General features: G+C 66.1%; 14 protein-coding genes and 1 pseudogene. 7 read left to right on the top strand and 8 right to left on the bottom strand.

What is annotated here, in order from left to right; genetic code table 11:
- Positions 1-1737, bottom strand: coding sequence for an IlvD/Edd family dehydratase (locus QF040_RS14035; protein WP_429611529.1), 1737 nt, complete (start codon positions 1735-1737; stop codon positions 1-3).
- A gap of 152 nt (positions 1738-1889) precedes the next feature.
- Between QF040_RS14035 and QF040_RS14030 the strand changes: the two genes are divergently transcribed.
- The 5 genes from QF040_RS14030 (at position 1890) to QF040_RS14010 (ending at position 6999) form a co-directional block, all read left to right on the top strand.
- Complete coding sequence (locus QF040_RS14030) at positions 1890-2639, top strand: FadR/GntR family transcriptional regulator (protein WP_429611528.1); 750 nt, start codon at positions 1890-1892, stop codon at positions 2637-2639.
- A 105-nt stretch (positions 2640-2744) separates the two neighbouring features.
- On the top strand, positions 2745-4130 hold the full coding sequence (locus QF040_RS14025; protein WP_307503850.1) for an ABC transporter substrate-binding protein: 1386 nt from the start codon (positions 2745-2747) through the stop codon (positions 4128-4130).
- Positions 4131-4185: 55 nt separating this feature from the next.
- Positions 4186-5058 (top strand): carbohydrate ABC transporter permease, encoded by an 873-nt coding sequence (locus tag QF040_RS14020; protein ID WP_307503853.1) that lies wholly within the window; start codon positions 4186-4188, stop codon positions 5056-5058.
- Complete coding sequence (locus QF040_RS14015; RefSeq protein ID WP_307503856.1) at positions 5055-5906, top strand: carbohydrate ABC transporter permease; 852 nt, start codon at positions 5055-5057, stop codon at positions 5904-5906. Before QF040_RS14020 ends, QF040_RS14015 begins: the two co-directional genes overlap by 4 nt.
- A gap of 19 nt (positions 5907-5925) precedes the next feature.
- Positions 5926-6999, top strand: a complete 1074-nt coding sequence (locus tag QF040_RS14010) for an ABC transporter ATP-binding protein (protein ID WP_013542639.1) — start codon at positions 5926-5928, stop codon at positions 6997-6999.
- 7 nt (positions 7000-7006) lie between these two features.
- On the opposite strand, the gene QF040_RS14005 is transcribed toward QF040_RS14010, so the two are convergent.
- A complete protein-coding gene (locus QF040_RS14005; RefSeq protein WP_429611527.1) occupies positions 7007-8047 on the bottom strand; it encodes an endonuclease/exonuclease/phosphatase family protein in 1041 nt (346 codons plus the stop codon).
- A gap of 251 nt (positions 8048-8298) precedes the next feature.
- Between QF040_RS14005 and QF040_RS14000 the strand changes: the two genes are divergently transcribed.
- Complete coding sequence (locus QF040_RS14000; RefSeq protein ID WP_429611526.1) at positions 8299-8895, top strand: hypothetical protein; 597 nt, start codon at positions 8299-8301, stop codon at positions 8893-8895.
- A 73-nt stretch (positions 8896-8968) separates the two neighbouring features.
- On the opposite strand, the gene QF040_RS13995 is transcribed toward QF040_RS14000, so the two are convergent.
- Complete coding sequence (locus tag QF040_RS13995) at positions 8969-10798, bottom strand: DEAD/DEAH box helicase (protein ID WP_429611525.1); 1830 nt, start codon at positions 10796-10798, stop codon at positions 8969-8971.
- Positions 10799-11098: 300 nt separating this feature from the next.
- On the opposite strand from QF040_RS13995, the gene ettA reads away from it, so the two are divergent.
- Positions 11099-12760, top strand: coding sequence for an energy-dependent translational throttle protein EttA (gene ettA, locus QF040_RS13990; RefSeq protein WP_306883028.1), 1662 nt, complete (start codon positions 11099-11101; stop codon positions 12758-12760).
- Positions 12761-12847: 87 nt separating this feature from the next.
- Here ettA and QF040_RS13985 read toward each other — a convergent pair whose 3' ends face one another.
- The 5 genes and pseudogenes from QF040_RS13985 to QF040_RS13965 all read right to left on the bottom strand — a co-directional run bounded on the left by QF040_RS13985 (position 12848) and on the right by QF040_RS13965 (position 17761).
- Entirely contained in the window at positions 12848-13687 is an 840-nt protein-coding gene (locus tag QF040_RS13985; RefSeq protein ID WP_429611524.1) for an NHL repeat-containing protein, read from the bottom strand.
- Entirely contained in the window at positions 13684-14106 is a 423-nt protein-coding gene (locus QF040_RS13980) for a carboxymuconolactone decarboxylase family protein (protein WP_429611523.1), read from the bottom strand. The genes QF040_RS13985 and QF040_RS13980 overlap by 4 nt, the downstream gene beginning before the upstream one ends.
- Positions 14021-14539 carry a MerR family transcriptional regulator gene (locus QF040_RS13975; RefSeq protein ID WP_429611522.1) on the bottom strand — a complete coding sequence of 173 codons (519 nt, stop codon included), beginning with the start codon at positions 14537-14539 and terminating at the stop codon, positions 14021-14023. Before QF040_RS13975 ends, QF040_RS13980 begins: the two co-directional genes overlap by 86 nt.
- Before the next feature lie 51 nt (positions 14540-14590).
- A pseudogene (gene pabB / locus QF040_RS13970) lies at positions 14591-16359 on the bottom strand (aminodeoxychorismate synthase component I).
- 4 nt (positions 16360-16363) lie between these two features.
- Positions 16364-17761: a TAXI family TRAP transporter solute-binding subunit gene (locus QF040_RS13965; protein ID WP_429611521.1), complete on the bottom strand. Its 1398-nt coding sequence runs from the start codon at positions 17759-17761 to the stop codon at positions 16364-16366.
- Positions 17762-17781 lie beyond the last annotated feature (20 nt).

Genomic DNA, 17781 nt, shown 5'->3' with positions numbered 1-17781 from the left:
TCAATGATTGTCGCGCGGTACGAATGCCCCCCTTCGTCCGCGCAGGAAAGCCAGGTCCGCGCCCTGGTCGGCCTGCAGCACCGTGTCGACGTAGAGCTTCCAGTAGCCCGAGTCGAGCGGCGCCTTGGGTGCGACCCATTTCTCGTGGCGCTTCGCCAGCTCTTCGTCGCTCACATGCAGGTGCAGCTTGCGGTTGGGCACATCGAGCTCGACGATGTCGCCGTTCTGCACCAGCGCCAGTGGACCGCCGGCCGCAGCCTCGGGCGCCGTGTGCAGCACCACCGTGCCATAGGCCGTGCCGCTCATGCGCGCATCGCTGATGCGGACCATGTCGGTGATTCCCTTGCGCAGAACCTTCGGCGGCAGCGGCATGTTGCCGGCCTCGGCCATGCCGGGGTAGCCCTTGGGTCCGCAGTTCTTCAGCACCATGATGCAGTGCTCGTCGATGTCGAGGTCTTCGTCGTCGATGCGCTTGTGCAGGTCGTCGGCGTTCTCGAAGACCACCGCGCGGCCCTTGTGCACCAGCAGCTCGGGCGTGGCCGCGCTCGGCTTGATGATGGCGCCGTTGGGCGCGAGGTTGCCGCGCAGCACGCAGATGCCGGCGTTTTCCTTGAAGGGCTCGGCCAGCGGGCGGATGACCTGCGGACCGTAGTTCTCGGCGTCCTTCACGTTGTTCCAGAGGCTCTGGCCGGTGACGGTGAGGATGTCCTTGTGCAGGTGCTGGGCGATTTCCTTGATGACCACCGGCAGGCCGCCTGCGTAGCAGAAGTCTTCCATCAGGAACTGGCCCGAGGGCTGCAGGTTCACGAGGCAGGGCAGCTCGGAGGCGAGGCGGTCGAAGTCGTCGAGCGTGAGGTCCACGCCGATGCGGCCCGCGATGGCCAGGAGATGGATCACGAGGTTGGTCGAGCCGCCCACGGCCGCGTTCACCTTGATCGCGTTCTCGATGGCCTGGCGCGTGAGGATCTTCGACATGTTCATGTCCTCATGCACCATGTCCACGATGCGCCGGCCCGCTTGTCGGGCGAGCACGTTGCGGCGACCGTCGACGGCAGGGTAGGCCGCATTGCCCGGCAGCCCGATGCCCAGCGCCTCGACCATGCAGGCCATGGTGCTCGCGGTGCCCATCGTCATGCAGTGGCCGTGGCTTCGGTGCATGCAGCTCTCGGCCTCGAAGAAGTCCTGCAGCTTGAGCGTGCCGGCGCGCACCTGCTCGCTCATCTGCCACACGCCGGTGCCCGAGCCCAGCTCCTGTCCGCGCCACTTGCCCGAGAGCATCGGGCCGCCCGAGACGCCGATGGTCGGAAGGTCGACGCTGGCCGCGCCCATCATCAGCGCGGGCGTGGTCTTGTCGCAGCCCATGAGCAGCACCACGCCATCGAGCGGATTGCCGCGAATGCTTTCTTCCACGTCCATGCTCGCGAGGTTGCGATACAGCATGGCGGTGGGGCGCAGCAGCGTCTCGCCGAGCGACATCACGGGGAACTCGAGCGGGAAACCGCCTGCCTCGTACACGCCGATCTTCACCTGCTCGGCGAGCGTGCGGAAGTGCGAGTTGCAGGGCGTGAGTTCGCTGAAGGTGTTGCAGATGCCGATGACCGGGCGACCATCGAACTGGTCGTGCGGAACGCCCTTGCCTTTCATCCAGCTGCGGTAGATGAAACCGTCGCGGTCGTGGCGGCCGAACCATTGCTGGCTGCGCAGTTCGCTCGCCTTTTTCTTGGGGGAATTGCTCATCGGTCTTGTCTCTCTTTGTTGCCGATTTCGACGGCAAACCTCAGGGTTTGTCCTGCCGAATCGCGTTTTCAATCATCATATGATAAGAGTTGAGACAGGCCCGGAGCCTTGATGTTTTCAGCCTCCGGGATATCGAAATTCACATCGCACCCATGATCAAGAACATCCACGGTCGCACGCTCGAATTGCTCGGCGAAGCCATCGTGGCCGGACGTTATGCGATCGGTGCGTCGATACCTTCGGAGCCCGTGCTCGGTGAAGAACTCGGCGTGAGCCGCACCGTGGTGCGCGAGGCCATCAAGTCGCTCGCGGCAAAGGGTTTGATCGTCACGGGGCCCAAGGTCGGCACGCGCGTGCTGCCGCAGGACAAGTGGAACTGGTTCGACCCCGACGTCATCACCTGGCAGTCGCGCGCGGGGCTCACGCCCGAGTTCCTGCGCGACCTGCAGGACCTGCGCCGCGTGGTGGAACCGGCGGCCGTGCGGCTCGCGGCCGAGCGGGCCGAAGAGCAAGACATCGAGGAAATCGAGCGCGCCTACGCGGGCATGAAAGAGGCCATCGAGAACGGCGGCGACTACGTCACCTTCGACCTGCGCTTTCACAACGGCCTCCTCGCCGCCGCGCGCAATCGCATGCTGGCGCAGATGAGCAAGGCGCTCAACGCGCTGCTGCGCACCAGCTTCGAGATATCGACCGCCAAGCCCGACGGACCCGCGCTCTCGCTGCCGATGCACCGCGCGGTGCTCGATGCGGTGATCCTGCGCAACCCCGACAAGGCGGAGCGCGCGGTCATTCGCCTCATCGACGGCGCGCGCCAGGACATCGAGGACGTGCTCGGTTCGCGCGGACGACGGCGCCTGCCGCGGCTCAGCCGCCCGCCTCCAAGACTCAAGGCCAGCTAGCCGGCCGCGCGGCTTGCGGCACCGGCCAGCGCACATCGATCGCATTTGTTTTCCACCCAACGCTCGCACCCCCGAGCACCACCAACCCAAGAAGAAGGAGACACCATGAGAGTCGTGAAATCGCTGATAGCGCCGACATTGTTCGCGCTGGGATTGCTCGCATCGGCGGGCCCTGCCGCCGCGCAGGAAAAACTCACCGTCTGGTGGGTCAAGGGCTTCTACAAGGCGGAGGACGAAGCGCTCTTCGCCGCCATCAAGAAGTTCGAGGACAAGAACAAGAACGTGAAGATCGAGCTGTCGCAATACCCGATCCAGGACATGATCCCCAAGACCGTGTCCGCGCTCGACTCGGGCAGCCCGCCCGACGTTGCCTATGCCGACGTGTACGACTTCCAGGTCACCGGCAAGTGGGCCTACGACGGCAAGCTCGAGGACATCGGCAGCGTGCTCACGCCCATGAAGGACCGCTTCGCGCCCAACACGCTGGAGACCACCTTCCTCTACAACGAGCAGACCAAGAAGAAGGCGTACTACGCGTTCCCGATCAAGCAGCAGACGATGCACATCGAGTACTGGAACGACATGCTGACGGAGGCCGGCTTCAAGGAGTCCGACATCCCCACCACGTGGAAAGACTACTGGTCGTTCTGGTGCGAGAAGGTCCAGCCCGCCAGCCGCAAGGCCAGCGGCAAGCGCACCTTCGCCATCGGCCAGCCGATGGGCGTGGATTCGAGCGATTCCTTCTATTCGTTCCTGACCTTCATGGACGCCTACAACGTCAAGCTGGTGGACGACAACGGCAAGCTGCTGGTCGACGACCCGAAGGTGCGCGCCGGCCTGATCAGCGCCGTGACCGACTACACCAAGCCCTACCTCACGGGCTGCACGCCGCCTTCGTCGACGAGCTGGAAGGACCCGGACAACAACGTCGCGTTCCACAACAAGACGACCGTGATGACGCACAACGCGACCATCTCGATCGCCGCCAAGTGGCTCGACGATTCCAACAACGCCACGCTCACGCCCGAGCAGCGCGAGGAAGCCCGCAAGAACTACACCGAGCGCATCCACACGGCCGGCTTTCCCAACAAGCCTGACGGCAGCAAGATGGTCTATCGCACCGCGGTGAAGACCGGCGTGGTGTTCAAGGACGCGAAGAACAAGGCGCGCGCCAAGGAGTTCGTGGCCTTCCTCATGCAGGAGGAAAACCTCACGCCGTATGTCGAGGGTTCGCTGGGCCGCTGGTTCCCGGTCACCAAGGCCGGGCAGGCGAGCGAGTTCTGGAAGGCTGATCGGCATCGCCTGTCGGTGTTCAACCAGTACGCCGCGGGCACCGTGACCTTCGAATTCACGAAGAACTACAAGTTCACCGTGCTGAACAACGAGAACGTCTGGGCCAAGGCCATGAGCCGCGTCGTCACCGACAAGCTGCCGGTGGACAAGGCGGTCGACGAGATGATCGCGCGCATCAAGACGGTGGCGGCGCAGTAAGCCGCACGCGGGCACCACCGAAGTCACGGACACCAGCTTCCATGAGGCGAACTGCATGAGCACTACCACCGCCGCGCCGGCTTCGGCGCCTGTTGCCAATCTCGGAGCGCGTCACGCGCGCTGGCAGTTCTGGGGCGCTGTGATGGTCGTGCCCTACCTGCTGGTGTTCGTGGTGTTCGTGCTCTATCCGGTGGGGTACGGGCTCTGGCTCGCACGCCATCCGCAGAGCTACGTGAAGCTGGTCGAAGACCCGATCTTCTTTCGCTCGGTGATCAACACGGCCATCTTCCTGATCGTGGCGATCAACCTGAAGATGATCGTGGCGCTGGTGCTCTCGGGCTTCTTCGTGACCTCGCGCTGGTGGATCAAGATCGTCTCGGCGATCTTCATCCTGCCCTGGGCGATGCCCTCGATTCCGACCATCCTGTCGATCCGCTTCATGCTGAACCCGGAGTGGGGCGTGATCAACAGCACGATCTTTCGCCTGACCGGGGCGGATGGCCCCAACTGGCTCAACGACCCCTCGCTGGCGCTGGCCTTCGCGATGGTGGTGCATATCTGGAAGTCGCTGCCGTTCTGGACGCTGATCCTGGTGGCGGGGCGGCTGGCCATTCCCTCCGAACAGTACGAGGCCGCGTCCGTGGACGGCGCCTCGAACTGGCAGAAGTTCCGCTTCGTGAGCTGGCCCGCGTTGAAGACGCTCTACATCACCTCGCTCATCCTCTCGATGATCTGGACGCTGGGCGACTTCAACAGCGTCTACCTGCTCACCGGCGGCGGCCCTGCCGACCTGACGCACGTGCTCGCCACGCTGGGCATCCGCTACCTGCGGCTCGACCAGGTGGACCTGTCGATGGCTTCCATCGTGGTGGCGATGCCGCTCGTGTTGCCCCTGGTCTATTTCATGATGAAGAGGCTCTCGAAATGAAGCGCTGGACTCCCAAGGCCGTCGCGACCGAGGCCAAGCTGCTGCTCATCGGCATTCCGGTGCTGCTGTGGACGCTGATCCCGGTCTACCACATGGTGCTCTTCGCGATCTCCTCGAAGGACTCCGCAACCTCGGGCCACCTGTGGCCCAAGAACCCGACGCTGGACAACTTCCGCATCGTGTTCCAGCAGAAGCACTTCTACCTCGACCACTTCTGGCTGCAGCTGTGGAACTCGCTGCTGATCGCGGTGTCGGTGGGCGCGCTCACGCTCTTCGTCGCGACGACTGCGGCATTCGCGATCAGCCGCCTGCGCGTGCGCGGCGGGCGCACGGTGATGAACCTCGCGCTCTTCACCTACTTCATTCCCGCGGCCTTCCTTGCGGTGCCGATGTACAAGACCATGGGCAACTACGGCCTGCTCAACAGCCAGTGGGCGCTGATCCTCGCGATGGTGACGATCGCCTCGCCCTACTGCATCTGGGTGCTGAAGCAGGCGTCGGACAAGCTGCCCTACGAACTCGACGAAGCCGCGCGCATGGACGGCGCTTCGCCGCTGCAATTGTTCCGCCTCGTGTACCTGCCGCTGATGGTGCCGTCGCTCGTGGCGGTGGGCACGTACTCGCTGCTGCTCGCGTGGAACGAGTACCTCTATGCGTTCCTGCTGCTGTCGAACGACAAGAGCGTGACGCTGGCGGTCGCGCTCGGCAATTTCCTCTCGGCCGACGATTCGCCGTGGGAGCTGCTGATGGCCACGGGGCTGATCTACGCATTGCCGCCCGCGGCCATCTACTACGCATTCAAACGCTACATGGTCGGCGGCCTCACTGCCGGTGCCGTGAAGAGCTGAGCGAACCCAGGAATCACAAATGGCATCCGTATCCTTTCGCAATATCCAGAAATCCTTTGGCAAGGTCCAGATCATCCAGGGCCTGAGCTTCGACATCGTCGACGGTGAGTTCGTGGTGCTGGTCGGGCCTTCGGGCTGCGGCAAGTCGACGCTCCTGCGCATGCTCGCGGGCCTGGAGGACATCAGCGGCGGCGAGATCCTCATCGACGGCCGCGTGGTCAACGACCTTGAGTCGAAGGACCGCGACATCGCCATGGTGTTCCAGAGCTACGCGCTCTATCCGCACATGACGGTGGGCGAGAACATGGGCTTCAGCCTGCGCCTGCGCAACGCCGAGAAGTCGGTGACCGACGAGCGCGTGATGCGCGCGGCAAAGATCCTGAACCTCGATGCGCTGCTCGGCCGCTATCCGCGCGAGCTCTCGGGCGGGCAGCGGCAGCGCGTGGCGATGGGGCGCGCCATCGTGCGCGACCCGAAGGTGTTTCTCTTCGATGAGCCGCTCTCCAACCTCGACGCCAAGCTGCGCGTGGCGATGCGCGCCGAGATCAAGGCGCTGCACCAGCGGCTGAAGACCACCACCGTCTACGTCACGCACGACCAGATCGAGGCCATGACCATGGCCGACCGCATCGTGGTGATGCACGACGGCATCGTCGAGCAGATCGGCACGCCGCTGGACCTGTACGACCGGCCCGACAACCTGTTCGTCGCGCAGTTCATCGGCTCGCCGTCGATGAACGTGATCGAGGGCACGGTGCGGCGCTCGGGCGGCGAGTGCCATGTCGAGGCCCAGGGCGCGCGCTGGCCTGTGCCGGCCGGCACGTCGGCTGCCGACGGCCAGCCGGTGCACTACGGCATCCGGCCGGGCGATATCACGCTGGGCGCGGCCGGCAGCGGCGTGAACGCTCAGGTGGTCGTTGTCGAGCCCACGGGCGCGGAAACCGAACTGCTGGTGCAGGTCGGCGAGGCGAAGCTGGTGCTGGCCGTGCATGGCCGCGTCGATGCGAAGCCCGACGAAACCGTGGGCCTCGCGATCGATGTAGAGGCCGTGCACCTGTTCGACCGGCAGACCGGCAAGCGCATGGGCCGCTGAGCGAACCTCAGTCCGTGCGCAGGCGCAGCAGTGCGCGCACGAAGCCGTGGTCCGAGCGCGAGCGGTCGCGCCCTTCGTGCAGGTGGTCGTTGAAGTAGTCGACCCGCCGCACGTCGCCCAGGCTGTGCCGGCTGCTGGCGATGAATTCCTCGCTCACCAGGATCTGGTCGAGCACGTCCGGAAAGCCCTGGTGGATGTGCGAATAGGCCACGTCCTTCTTCAGCGCCGACTCGCCCTGCATCTCGTAGGCATTGAACAGCGCCACGTCGCGCGCGGCCTTGTCGTAGGCGACTTCGGAGGTAGCAGCCACGAGCTGCGTGGTCACGCTGTGCGGGTTGTCGTTGAAGTCGCCCATCACCACCAGCGGCGTGTTCGTGCCCTGCAGCAGGTCGATGACGATGCAGCGCAGGGCGGCGGCCTCGGCACCGCGCATCAGCAGGGAGCGCAGCGAAGCCATCACGCCGACCTTGCGGTCGTCGCGGTCCTCCAGGTGATTGCCTTGTGCGTCCTGCAGGAACTTGGGGCGCTTGGACTTGAGGTGCACCGTCAGCACATGCACCTGCTGGCCGTGCTTCATGCGCAGCGTGGCCAGGAGAGGAGGGCGCTCGAAGCGGGTGTGGGCACCCAGCCCCGGCACATCGACGCCGAAGCCCGGCGGAAAATCCGTGAAGGACTGGACGTTGTCCACCTGCAGCCGCGTTGCGATGCCGACGCGCGGTGTGCCTTGTGCGCCTGCTCTGGGCGGGGTGCCCGGCGGGCTGCCGGGCGGCGGCGTGTTCTCGGCGCCCGGCACCGAAACGAAGTCGTAGCGCAGGCCGCTGCGCGCGATAGCGGCCTTGAGCGCCGCTTCGTCCCACACCTCCTGCACCGCCAGCACATCGGCATTGAGCGCATGGAAGCGCTCGCCGATCCAGTCGATCTTTCGCTCGTACTCGCGCTCGTTGTAGCCGTCCTGGTTCTCGTAGTACACGCGGTTCGGGTTCGCGAGGTTGAGCAGGTTGCAGGTGGCTACGAAGAGGGTGGCGTAGTTGGGTGGGATGTATTGCATGGCGACAGGATTGTGTCCCGAGTTACGATTCCAGACGAGGCGTCGCACGCCGCGCCGCCCGGCGCACAGGCGCGGCGCGATGCAGAAAACAAAGAAACAAGGGAGCCGCCAATGCGCGGAAAAACATGAAGCGTCATCACGCCCCGCCACGTCGCGTTCTTTTGGCCGCCGCGCTGGCAGCCACCCTGTGGCTTGCGGCCTGCAGCTCCGGGCCGAGGACCCCGCCGCCGCTTCCCACCATCGCTCGCATCATGGTGATCCCGGTGGTCCCCATCAACAAGCTTCACACCGAGAACAAGGGCATTCCCATTGGCGTGCTGTGGCAATCGATCGCCGACCGCGTGAAGGGCTCGGAATTCAATGAGCGCATGGAATCGGTTCGCAAGGACATGGGACCGAAGCTGACGGCGGCGCTGGTCGAGCAGCTGAACGCACAGGGCTACCAGGCGCAGGCGCTCGAGGGCGTAGTCAGGCCGGCGGCATCGCCCGACAACCTCGACTACGGGAAGCTTCCGACCTCCGAGCCGGTGCTGCACGTCTACTTCAACGAGGTCGGCATGTACTCGGCACGCTTCTCGACGGACTACGTGCCGCGCGTCAACCTCAGCGCCTACCTGATGGATTCCAAGGACGGCGACACCGTCTACTCCGAGACCATCTATTACGGCGCGGATGCCAGCGGCGACACCTCCGGCAGCGTTCCTGCAAACGCCCGCGATCGCTGGGGCAGCTTCGGCGAACTGGTGGCGCGTCCGGGCGACGTGGCGCGCAGCTACGACGATGCGGTCACCGCGCTGGCCACCCGGATCGCCCGGAACATCCGGGCGAACACCGCGCCGCCGCGCTGACGCGGCGCCCAAAAGAAAAGGGCACCGAAGTGCCCTTGTTCATTTCCGCGGCAGGTGTCCCTGCCCGCAGTGCTCAGCGCCCGAAGGAGCGGCCACCGCCGCCACCGCCGGAACGGTTGCCACCACCGCCACCGCCGCCGTAGCCGCCGCCACCACCCGAACGGCCACCGCCGCCCGAGCGGTTGCCGCCGTAGCCGCCACCACCACCGCCACCCGGACGGCCGCGACCGCGTCCGCCACCCATGTGGTCGACGCTCGTGCGCAACGGATCCGGCTGGCCGTCGCCACCGGCGACCGCTTCGGCACGCAGGTGCGCGACCTGGTTGGCTTGCGTCGGGCTGTGGCTGTTGCCGTGATGGCGCGGTTGGCGCTCGTCGTGCGGCAGGTGATTCTGTTGTTGATGCTGCGGCGCATGGTGCGGCGTGCGTGCCGGACCTTGCGGACCGCGGCCTTGCGGCGCGCGTGCACCCTGGCCGCGCGGGCCTTGGCCCTGGCCTTGACCGCCGCTATTGGCGTTGCGGCCTTGACCGCCGCCGCCACCTTGGCCGCCACCACGGCGTTGACCGCCGCCGTTGCCGCCACCACCGCCGCCAGCGCGTTCACCGCCACCCTGGCCAGCCTTGTTCTCTCGGATGCGCGACAGCATCTCGGTGCGTGCGGCCTTGGCGGCCGCCTGCATCACGTCGCGGCTCGGCGGACGGCCGGCGCCGCCCCAGATCGTCTGGCGACCCATGGCGATCGGCTCGGCGCGCTCGCCGTCTTCAGGGCCGTAGCCCTCGACGATCTGCACCGGGATCGTCTGCTTGGTGAAGCGCTCGATTTCCTGCATGAAGCCTTCTTCGTCCAGGCACACGAAGCTCACGGCCTCGCCGCTCGAACCGGCACGGCCGGTACGGCCGATGCGGTGCACGTAGTCTTCGCTGACGTTCGGGATTTCGTAGTTCACGACGTGCGGCAGCTCGTCGATGTCGATGCCGCGGGCCGCGATGTCGGTGGCCACCAGCGCGCGGATGTCGCCGCTCTTGAAGCCGGCCAGCGCCTGCGTGCGGGCGCTCTGGCTCTTGTTGCCGTGCAGCGCCATCGCCTCGATGCCGTTCTTGGTGAGGAATTCGGCCACGCTGTTGGCGCCGAACTTGGTGCGCGTGAACACGAGCACCTGGCTCCACTTGTTCTCGTTGATGATGTGCGCGAGCAGCGCCTTCTTCTTGCCGCGGCCCACGGGGTGGATCACCTGGGTGATGCGCTGCACCGTGGTGTTGCGCGGCGTGACCTGGATGCTCTGCGGGTTCTTGAGCAGCGTGGCGGCCAGATCGCGGATTTCGTCGCTGAAGGTGGCCGAGAACAGCAGGCTCTGCTTTTCCTTGGGCACGAGCGCGAGGATCTTCTTCACGTCGTGGATGAAGCCCATGTCCAGCATGCGGTCGGCTTCGTCCAGGATGAGCATCTGGACCTGGCTCAGGTCGAGCATGCCTTGCTGCTGCAGGTCGAGCAGGCGGCCGGGGGTGGCCACGAGGATGTCGACGCCCTTCTTGAGCTTGCTGATCTGCGGGTTCATGCCGACGCCGCCGAAGATCACGGTCGAGTCGAGCTGCAGGTACTTGCCGTAGGTACGGACGGATTCCTCGACCTGCGCCGCGAGTTCGCGGGTGGGGGTCAGCACGAGGGCGCGGATGCCGACGCCGCCGAACTTGTTGGTGGCGCTGCGGCTCATGGTGAGCTTGTGCAGCATCGGCAGCGTGAAGGCAGCGGTCTTGCCGGTGCCGGTCTGGGCGCCGCCGAGCAGGTCGTGGCCTTCGAGAACGGCGGGGATGGCTTGCGCCTGGATGGGGGTGGGGGTGTCGTAACCGTGCTCGTGCACAGCCTTCAAGATGGCGGGAGCCAGCTTCAGTTCATCAAAATTCATTGGAAACAATAAGCGCCATACACGGCGCAGTGGCATCGGCCCGCTTGGCGTCTTATCGTGGACGCCGAGCCAGTCAAGGCAGATGAAGGTCAGGGGTGGGAGCCGGAAAACCCGTTGCAAGAAGGGTCTTCTTCGTCCCCGGCAGAGAGCCGGTGTTGCGGGCAACTGGACCCGGCAACGGTGCCAATTGTCGCATGAGTCGATAATCGGTGGTTTGCCGCGCCCGAATGCATCCCCGAATGCCTTGTTCTGGCACCCGCGCTTTCCCCTGATCTTTGTACCCAAGGTAACTATCCACAGATGGCTCAATACGTCTATTCGATGAACCGTGTCAGCAAGACCGTGCCGCCCAAGCGGCAGCTCTTGAAAGACATTTCGCTCTCTTTCTTCCCCGGCGCCAAGATCGGCGTGCTCGGCCTGAACGGCTCGGGCAAGTCCACGCTGCTCAAGATCATGGCGGGTGTGGACAAGGAGTTCGAGGGCGAGGCGCTGCCCATGCCGGGAATGACGATCGGCTACCTGGAGCAGGAACCCAAGCTCAACACCGAGCACACGGTGCGCGAATCGGTCGAGGAGTCCATGGGCGCGGTGTTCGCGGCCAAGGCCCGCCTCGAAGAGGTGTACATCGCCTACGGTGCCGAAGACGCCGACTTCGACGCGCTGGCCGCCGAACAGGCCCAGCTCGAAGCGATCATCGCCACCGCCGGCACCGATTCCGAGCATCAACTGGAAATCGCCGCCGACGCGCTGCGCCTCCCGCCGTGGGACGCGAAGATCGGTCTCTTGTCGGGCGGCGAAAAGCGCCGCGTGGCGCTGTGCCGCCTCTTGCTGTCCAAGCCCGACATGCTGCTGCTCGACGAGCCGACCAACCACCTGGACGCGGAATCGGTCGAGTGGCTCGAAGTGTTCCTGCAGCGCTTCACCGGCACGGTGGTGGCCATCACCCACGATCGCTACTTCCTGGACAACGCGGCCGAGTGGATCCTGGAAATGGACCGCGGTCGCGGCATTCCATGGAAGGGCAACTACAGCACCTGGCTCGAGCAGAAGGGCGAACGCCTGGCGCAGGAGCAGAAGAGCGAAGAAGCCCACGCCAAGGCCCTGAAGAAGGAACTGGAATGGTCGCGCCAGAACCCGAAGGCACGCCAGGCCAAGAGCAAGTCGCGCCTCGCCCGCTTCGAAGAGCTGAGCGACATGGAATACCAGAAGCGCAACGAAACCCAGGAAATCTTCATTCCTGTGGCCGAGCGGCTGGGCCAGCAGGTGTTCGAGTTCCACGGCGTCAGCAAGTCCTTCGGCGACCGCATGCTGATCGACAACCTGAGCTTCACCGTGCCGCCGGGCGCGATCGTCGGCATCATCGGCCCGAACGGCGCCGGCAAGTCGACGCTCTTCAAGCTGCTCGCGGGCAAGGAAAAGCCGGACACCGGCGAGGTCATCATCGGCTCGACGGTCAAGATGGCCTTCGTGGACCAGCACCGCGACGAACTCGCCAACAACAAGACCGTGTGGGAAGACATCTCGAACGGCCTGGACATCATCAACGTCGGCAAGTTCCAGATGGCCAGCCGCGCATATGCGGGCCGTTTCAACTTCAACGGCGCGGACCAGCAGAAGAAGGTCGGTACGCTGTCGGGCGGTGAACGCGGCCGCCTGCACCTGGCCAAGACGCTGATCGCGGGCGGCAACGTGCTGCTGCTGGACGAACCCTCGAACGACCTGGACGTCGAAACCCTGCGCGCGCTCGAAGACGCGCTGCTCGAGTTCGCCGGCACGGTCATGGTGATCAGCCATGACCGCTGGTTCCTCGACCGCATCGCCACGCACATCCTCGCGGCCGAAGGCGACAGCCAGTGGACCTTCTTCGACGGCAACTACCAGGAGTACGAAGCCGACAAGAAGAAGCGCCTCGGCGAAGAAGGCGCCAAGCCCAAGCGCATGCGCTACAAGGCGCTCAAGTAAGCCCGCACCGGTTCTTTCGAGACGCGAACGGCGCGCCGACCCTTGGAGGGCGGCGCGCTTTTTTCATGGGTGGGGCAAGCCGGCATTTCAACGCGGCCGCACCAACCGAAAGGCTGCGTTCGCCCCCCACGTGGCAACCAGCAGGTTCCCATCGGGTGTCCGGGCCAGCCCGACGGGGCTGGACAGGCCGTCCGCCACCACGACGCGGGCCCCTTCGCGGTCGATGCGGCTGACCGTCGTGCCGCCGTAGTCGACCACATAGGCGGCGGCGCCCTCCCGGTCCGCGACGATGCCGGGGCCTGGGCTGCGCAGCCCGCCGTGGATGCTTCGCGCGCGCTTGTCCTGTCCGACCAGCGAAATGCCGCCCGCGATGTTGCTGACCATCAGCTCGCCGCCCGGCAGTTCGACCGCGCCGACCGGTGTCTGCAATCCTTCCGCAGCGACTTCGATCCTGCCGTCGGGATGCGCCGCGAGGATCTGGTGGGTGCGGCGGTTGGCGATCAGCAGCCGGCCGATGCGGTCGAAGCTCAGGCCCGCCGGCGTTGCCAGGCCGCGCACGAACACGCTCTGCCTGCCGCCGGGCGTGAAGCGCCACACCAGGTCCTCGCTGTAGGACGCCACGAAGACGTCGCCGGAAGCGCCGATCGCCAGCCCGCTGGGGCCGCTCAAGCCCGAGGCGAACACCGAGCGGGTGCCGTCAGGCGCAAAGCGCAGGACGGTTCCGGCCGACCAGTTGGCGACATAGAGATGACCAGCCGCGTCGTAGGCCATGCCGACCGGCGAGGAGAGGCCGTCATGCGCGGGGCGTTGCTCCAAGGTCCAGGTCGGCAGGGCGGGCGGTTGCGCGGAGGCGGGCGCCTTCATCGCGGTTGCCAGCAGCGCCAAGCCTAACAGCGGCAGGCGGACGCGAAAGCTGCGGTGCTTCATGCGGGCTCCCCGCGCGGCGCGTCCGCCGCAAACACCTCGCGCGCGGCGCTGATGCCGTTGAGCGCCGCCGGAAAGCCCGCGTACACCGCCATCTGCATGATGATTTCGATCACTTCGGTGCGCGTGACGCCGACATTCAGCGCGCCCTGGATATGCACCTTCAGCTGCGGCGCCGCATTGCCCATGGCCGTGAGCGCGGCCACCACCGCGATCTCGCGCGAGCGCAGGTCCAGGCCGGGGCGCGAGTAGACGTCGCCGAAGGGAAATTCGATCAGCAGGCGGGCGAAATCGGGCGCGATGTCCGCCAGGCTTTCGACGACCTTGACGCCGCCTTCACCGTCGATTTCCTGCAGCTTGGCCAGGCCGCGCTCGTAGCGCAGGTTGCCGTGGCTGGTCTGGCTTGCTTGTGTGTTCGTCATCGCTCGTCCTTCTTTCCGGGGCTGTGCCCGACAACGAGGGACGCTTCGTCTTTGGCGTGGTCTTGACCTTGGTCTCGATCGCGCGGTAGTGCGCGATCTTGGTCGAAAGCGCCTGCATCGATTGCTGCAGCGCCTCCACCCGGGCCCGGACCTCGGCGAGATGCGCTTCGAGCATCTCGCGCCGTTCGCCGACGCTGGCGTCCCCCTGGCTTCGAAGCCCGGCGAAGGCCTGCATGCCCTGGATGGGCATGCCGGTCTCGCGCAGGCGCAACAGGAAGGCCAGCCAGTCCATGTCGGCGCTCGCATAGCGGCGCTGGCCGCCCGGTGCGCGAGACACCGTGGCGATCAGGCCGATTCGCTCGTAGTAGCGCAACGTGTGGGCCGTGAGGCCGGTGCGCTGTGCGACTTCCGCGATGGTCAGGCTGGTTTCCATGGCGTTGATTCTCAAAGTTGGAGCGCGCTCTAAGTCAAGCGCTTTGGCGAACTATTTTTGCGGGGGCAGAAGATCGGCGTCGAGCCAGCCGCGCAGGCTGTTCACGAAGGCGAAGGCCTGCACGCGGGGCAGATCGTCCACCCGCACGACGGCTTCGGCAAGCTCGCCGCTGTGCAGGCGATGGGCGCGGCCGATGCCGTCGAGCAGCCCGCAGCGCAGCGGTGGCGTGACCCAGCGGCCGTCCAGCAGCAGGGCGATGTTGCCGCGCGTGCATTCGGTGATCTCGCCGTGGCGGTTCCACAGCAGGGCGTCGAACACGCCCGGCGATGTGGGCGCGAAAGCCTCGTAGTGCGCGCGGCGCGTGGTCTTGAAGCGGGAGAACTCGCTGTCGGCTTCGTCGAATGCGCGGGCGGCCAGTTGCAGTTGCACGCGTGGCGGCGGAGCGTCCATGGCGAATGCTTCTGCACGCGGTTTGCCTTGCGCATCGAGCAGAAGGCGCACGCGCCAAGAACCCGTCGGATGCGCGTTGGTCAGGCGATCGAGGCATGCCGCCACTTCTGCCTCCTTCCATGCATAAGCGAAATGCGCAGCCGCCTTCTGCATGCGCGCCAGGTGCGCGGGTGCATCGCGCAAAGCACCGTCGATCAGTGCAAGGGTTTCGAGCAATTCGAAAGAACTCATGGCTTGGACGATACAGGCGCGTGGCGCTGTGCCAGGAAGGCTCGCTTGTGCCGCCATTCATCCCACTCCGCATCAGCCTGTGCATCGGCGGTGATGCCGCTGCCGATGCCGCAGCGCGCCTGATTACCGCACAGCGTCACGGTGCGGATCGGCACGTTGAAGGTCGCATGCCCGCCCGGCCGCACCACGCCGACAGCGCCGCAGTACACGCCACGCGCCTCGGGCTCCAGGTCGCGGATCATGCGCATCGCGCTGACCTTCGGCGCACCGGTGATCGAGCCGCACGGGAACAGCGCCGAGAACACATCCACCAACGTGATGCCATCGCGCACTCGCGCCTCGACGTCGGACGTCATCTGCCACACGGTGGGCAGCGCTTCGGTATGAAAGAGCCGTGGCACGCGCACCGAGAAGGGCTGCGCGATGCGCGAAAGATCGTTGCGGATCAGGTCCACGATCATCACGTTCTCGGCACGCTCCTTGGGCACGGTGCGCAGCCGCAGCGCCATCGCTTCGTCTTCGACGGCGGTTGCGCCGCGCGGGGCGGTGCCCTTCATAGGGCGGGCAAGAATCCGGTCGCCTTGCCAGTCGAAGAAGAGTTCGGGCGACACCGACAGCACCTGTTCGTCGCCGGTGTCGATGAAGGCGGCGTAGCCGTTGGGCTGCGCCTTCCGCAAAGCCATAAACCAGTCGCGCGCATTGCCCCGGAACTCGGCGCGCAGCGGCGCGGTGTAGTTGAGCTGGTACAGCTCGCCGTTCGCGATTGCGCGGTGGATGGCCTGCATGTTCCGGTCGAAGGCGGCGCGCGACAGGCCGGCTTGCCAATCGACAGCGGGCACGTGGCTGCCCGCTGCATCGGGCCACGGCACAGCGGCGTCATGCACACCGAACCACGCCAGCGGCCCGTCGCCCGCATGCGCCGCGAAGGCCGGGTCGAAGGCTGCGGACGCCTCGTAGCGCAGATAGCCCACGCACCAGCGACCTTCGCGCGACAGCGCCTCGACGGCCTCCAGCACCGGCTTCACTTCGTCAGCGGTGCGCGCAACGAGCACGCGCGAAGGCGCACCGAAAGTCACGCGCAGCCGAGCCGCTCCGTCGCCGCGCGGCTCGGCGAAATCGATCAGCGTTTGAAAGACCAAGGCGTCAGACAGATTCCGCAGGCTTTGGCGGCACGGCAGGCGCTTCCGTCGATGCGGCGGCGCCCTTCGCCGATCCGGCGAGCACGCGTTTGCGCACTGCGTAGATGTTGTTGCGCAGCGCATAGAGCTCGTCCGCATACGACAGCGGCACCGCCACCTTGTTGACCACGCGATCGAGGTCGTCGAGCTCCTTCAGCAGCGTGTCGCGCTCGCCCGTCTTGCCATCGACCTTGCCCTCGATGTCGCGCAGCCTCGCATACCAGCGGAACACGCGCCGGCGCACGCGGAACTGGTAGAGCGGCGGAATCACGCGGCTCAGCGGCAGCATCAGCACCAGCAAACCGCCAAGCACCAGCCACATGCGCTCGACGAGATTGCTGGCCCAGAACGGCAGGTAGCGCTGCCAGAACGGCGGCGTGCCGTTGATCGCGCGGTCGCCCTCGGGGCTCACCGGCAGTTCGCTGGTGCGCGTGTTCGGAAAATCGCGCGCCCGGTTGAACCAGCCCGCGTCGCTGTGCACCGTCTGCGCCGATTGAGCGAACAGCTGGCGCAGGGCAGGGTGGGTTTCCTCGCGCGACAGCAGCGAGGTGGTGGCCGCGAGCAGCGAGACGTCCGACGGCGGCAGGTCCTTCGACAGGTCGACCACGCCGCGCGGCAGCGTCACCGCCGAGAGGAAAGGAAAGCGCCGCGAGTACGCGTCGGCCTGGCCGAAGTCCATCAGCTTGATGTCACCCGCGCGCAAGAGCCGCTGCACCTGCGGCGATTGCGGCGCTGAAGACAGCACGATCGCATCGAGCAGTCCGGCCTGCAGCGCCTCGGCGGCTGCGGCTTGCTCCAGGTTCGACAGCAGCACGTCGTCGGGCCCGATCCGGTTGGCCTTGAAGAGTCGTTCCATGATCTCGGGCAGCCCGCTGCCGGGCATGTCGACGTTCACGCGCAGGCCGCGCAGTTGCGTCAGCGAGGTCAGCGTGCCGGTCTTCTTGTCGACCTTCAGCGCGCTGTCGGCGCGGTAGAAGAGCCAGATCGGCTCGTAGAACAGGCTGCCGAGCGAACTGAGTCCCGCCTCTTCGTCGGCCACCGGATCGGCGCTGCCGCCGCGCACGAAGCCCACGTCGGCGCCGCCCTTGCGCAGCAGTTCCAGGTTTTCCGAGGAGCCCGAGGTGGGCTTTAGCGCGACCGTGATGCCGTTGGCCTTGAGCGCTGCGGCATAGCGCTTGCCGAACTCCGCATAGGCGCTGCCGGTGGGACCGGTGGCCAGCGTCACGTGCTTGGGCGGCTGCGGCTGCAGGTACCAGTACGCGGCGATCAGGAGGCCGATCACGAGAAAGATGATGGGCCCGGCCGAGGCGATCAGGTCGCGGATCGACAGCAGGATCAGCTTCAGGGTTCTGGGGAACGCCATGGTGGTCCTTTCTTTGTTGG

Source organism: Variovorax sp. W2I14, from assembly GCF_050435205.1.
GTDB lineage: Bacteria > Pseudomonadota > Gammaproteobacteria > Burkholderiales > Burkholderiaceae_C > Variovorax > Variovorax paradoxus_C.
This window is presented reverse-complemented; position numbering and strand designations above follow the sequence as displayed.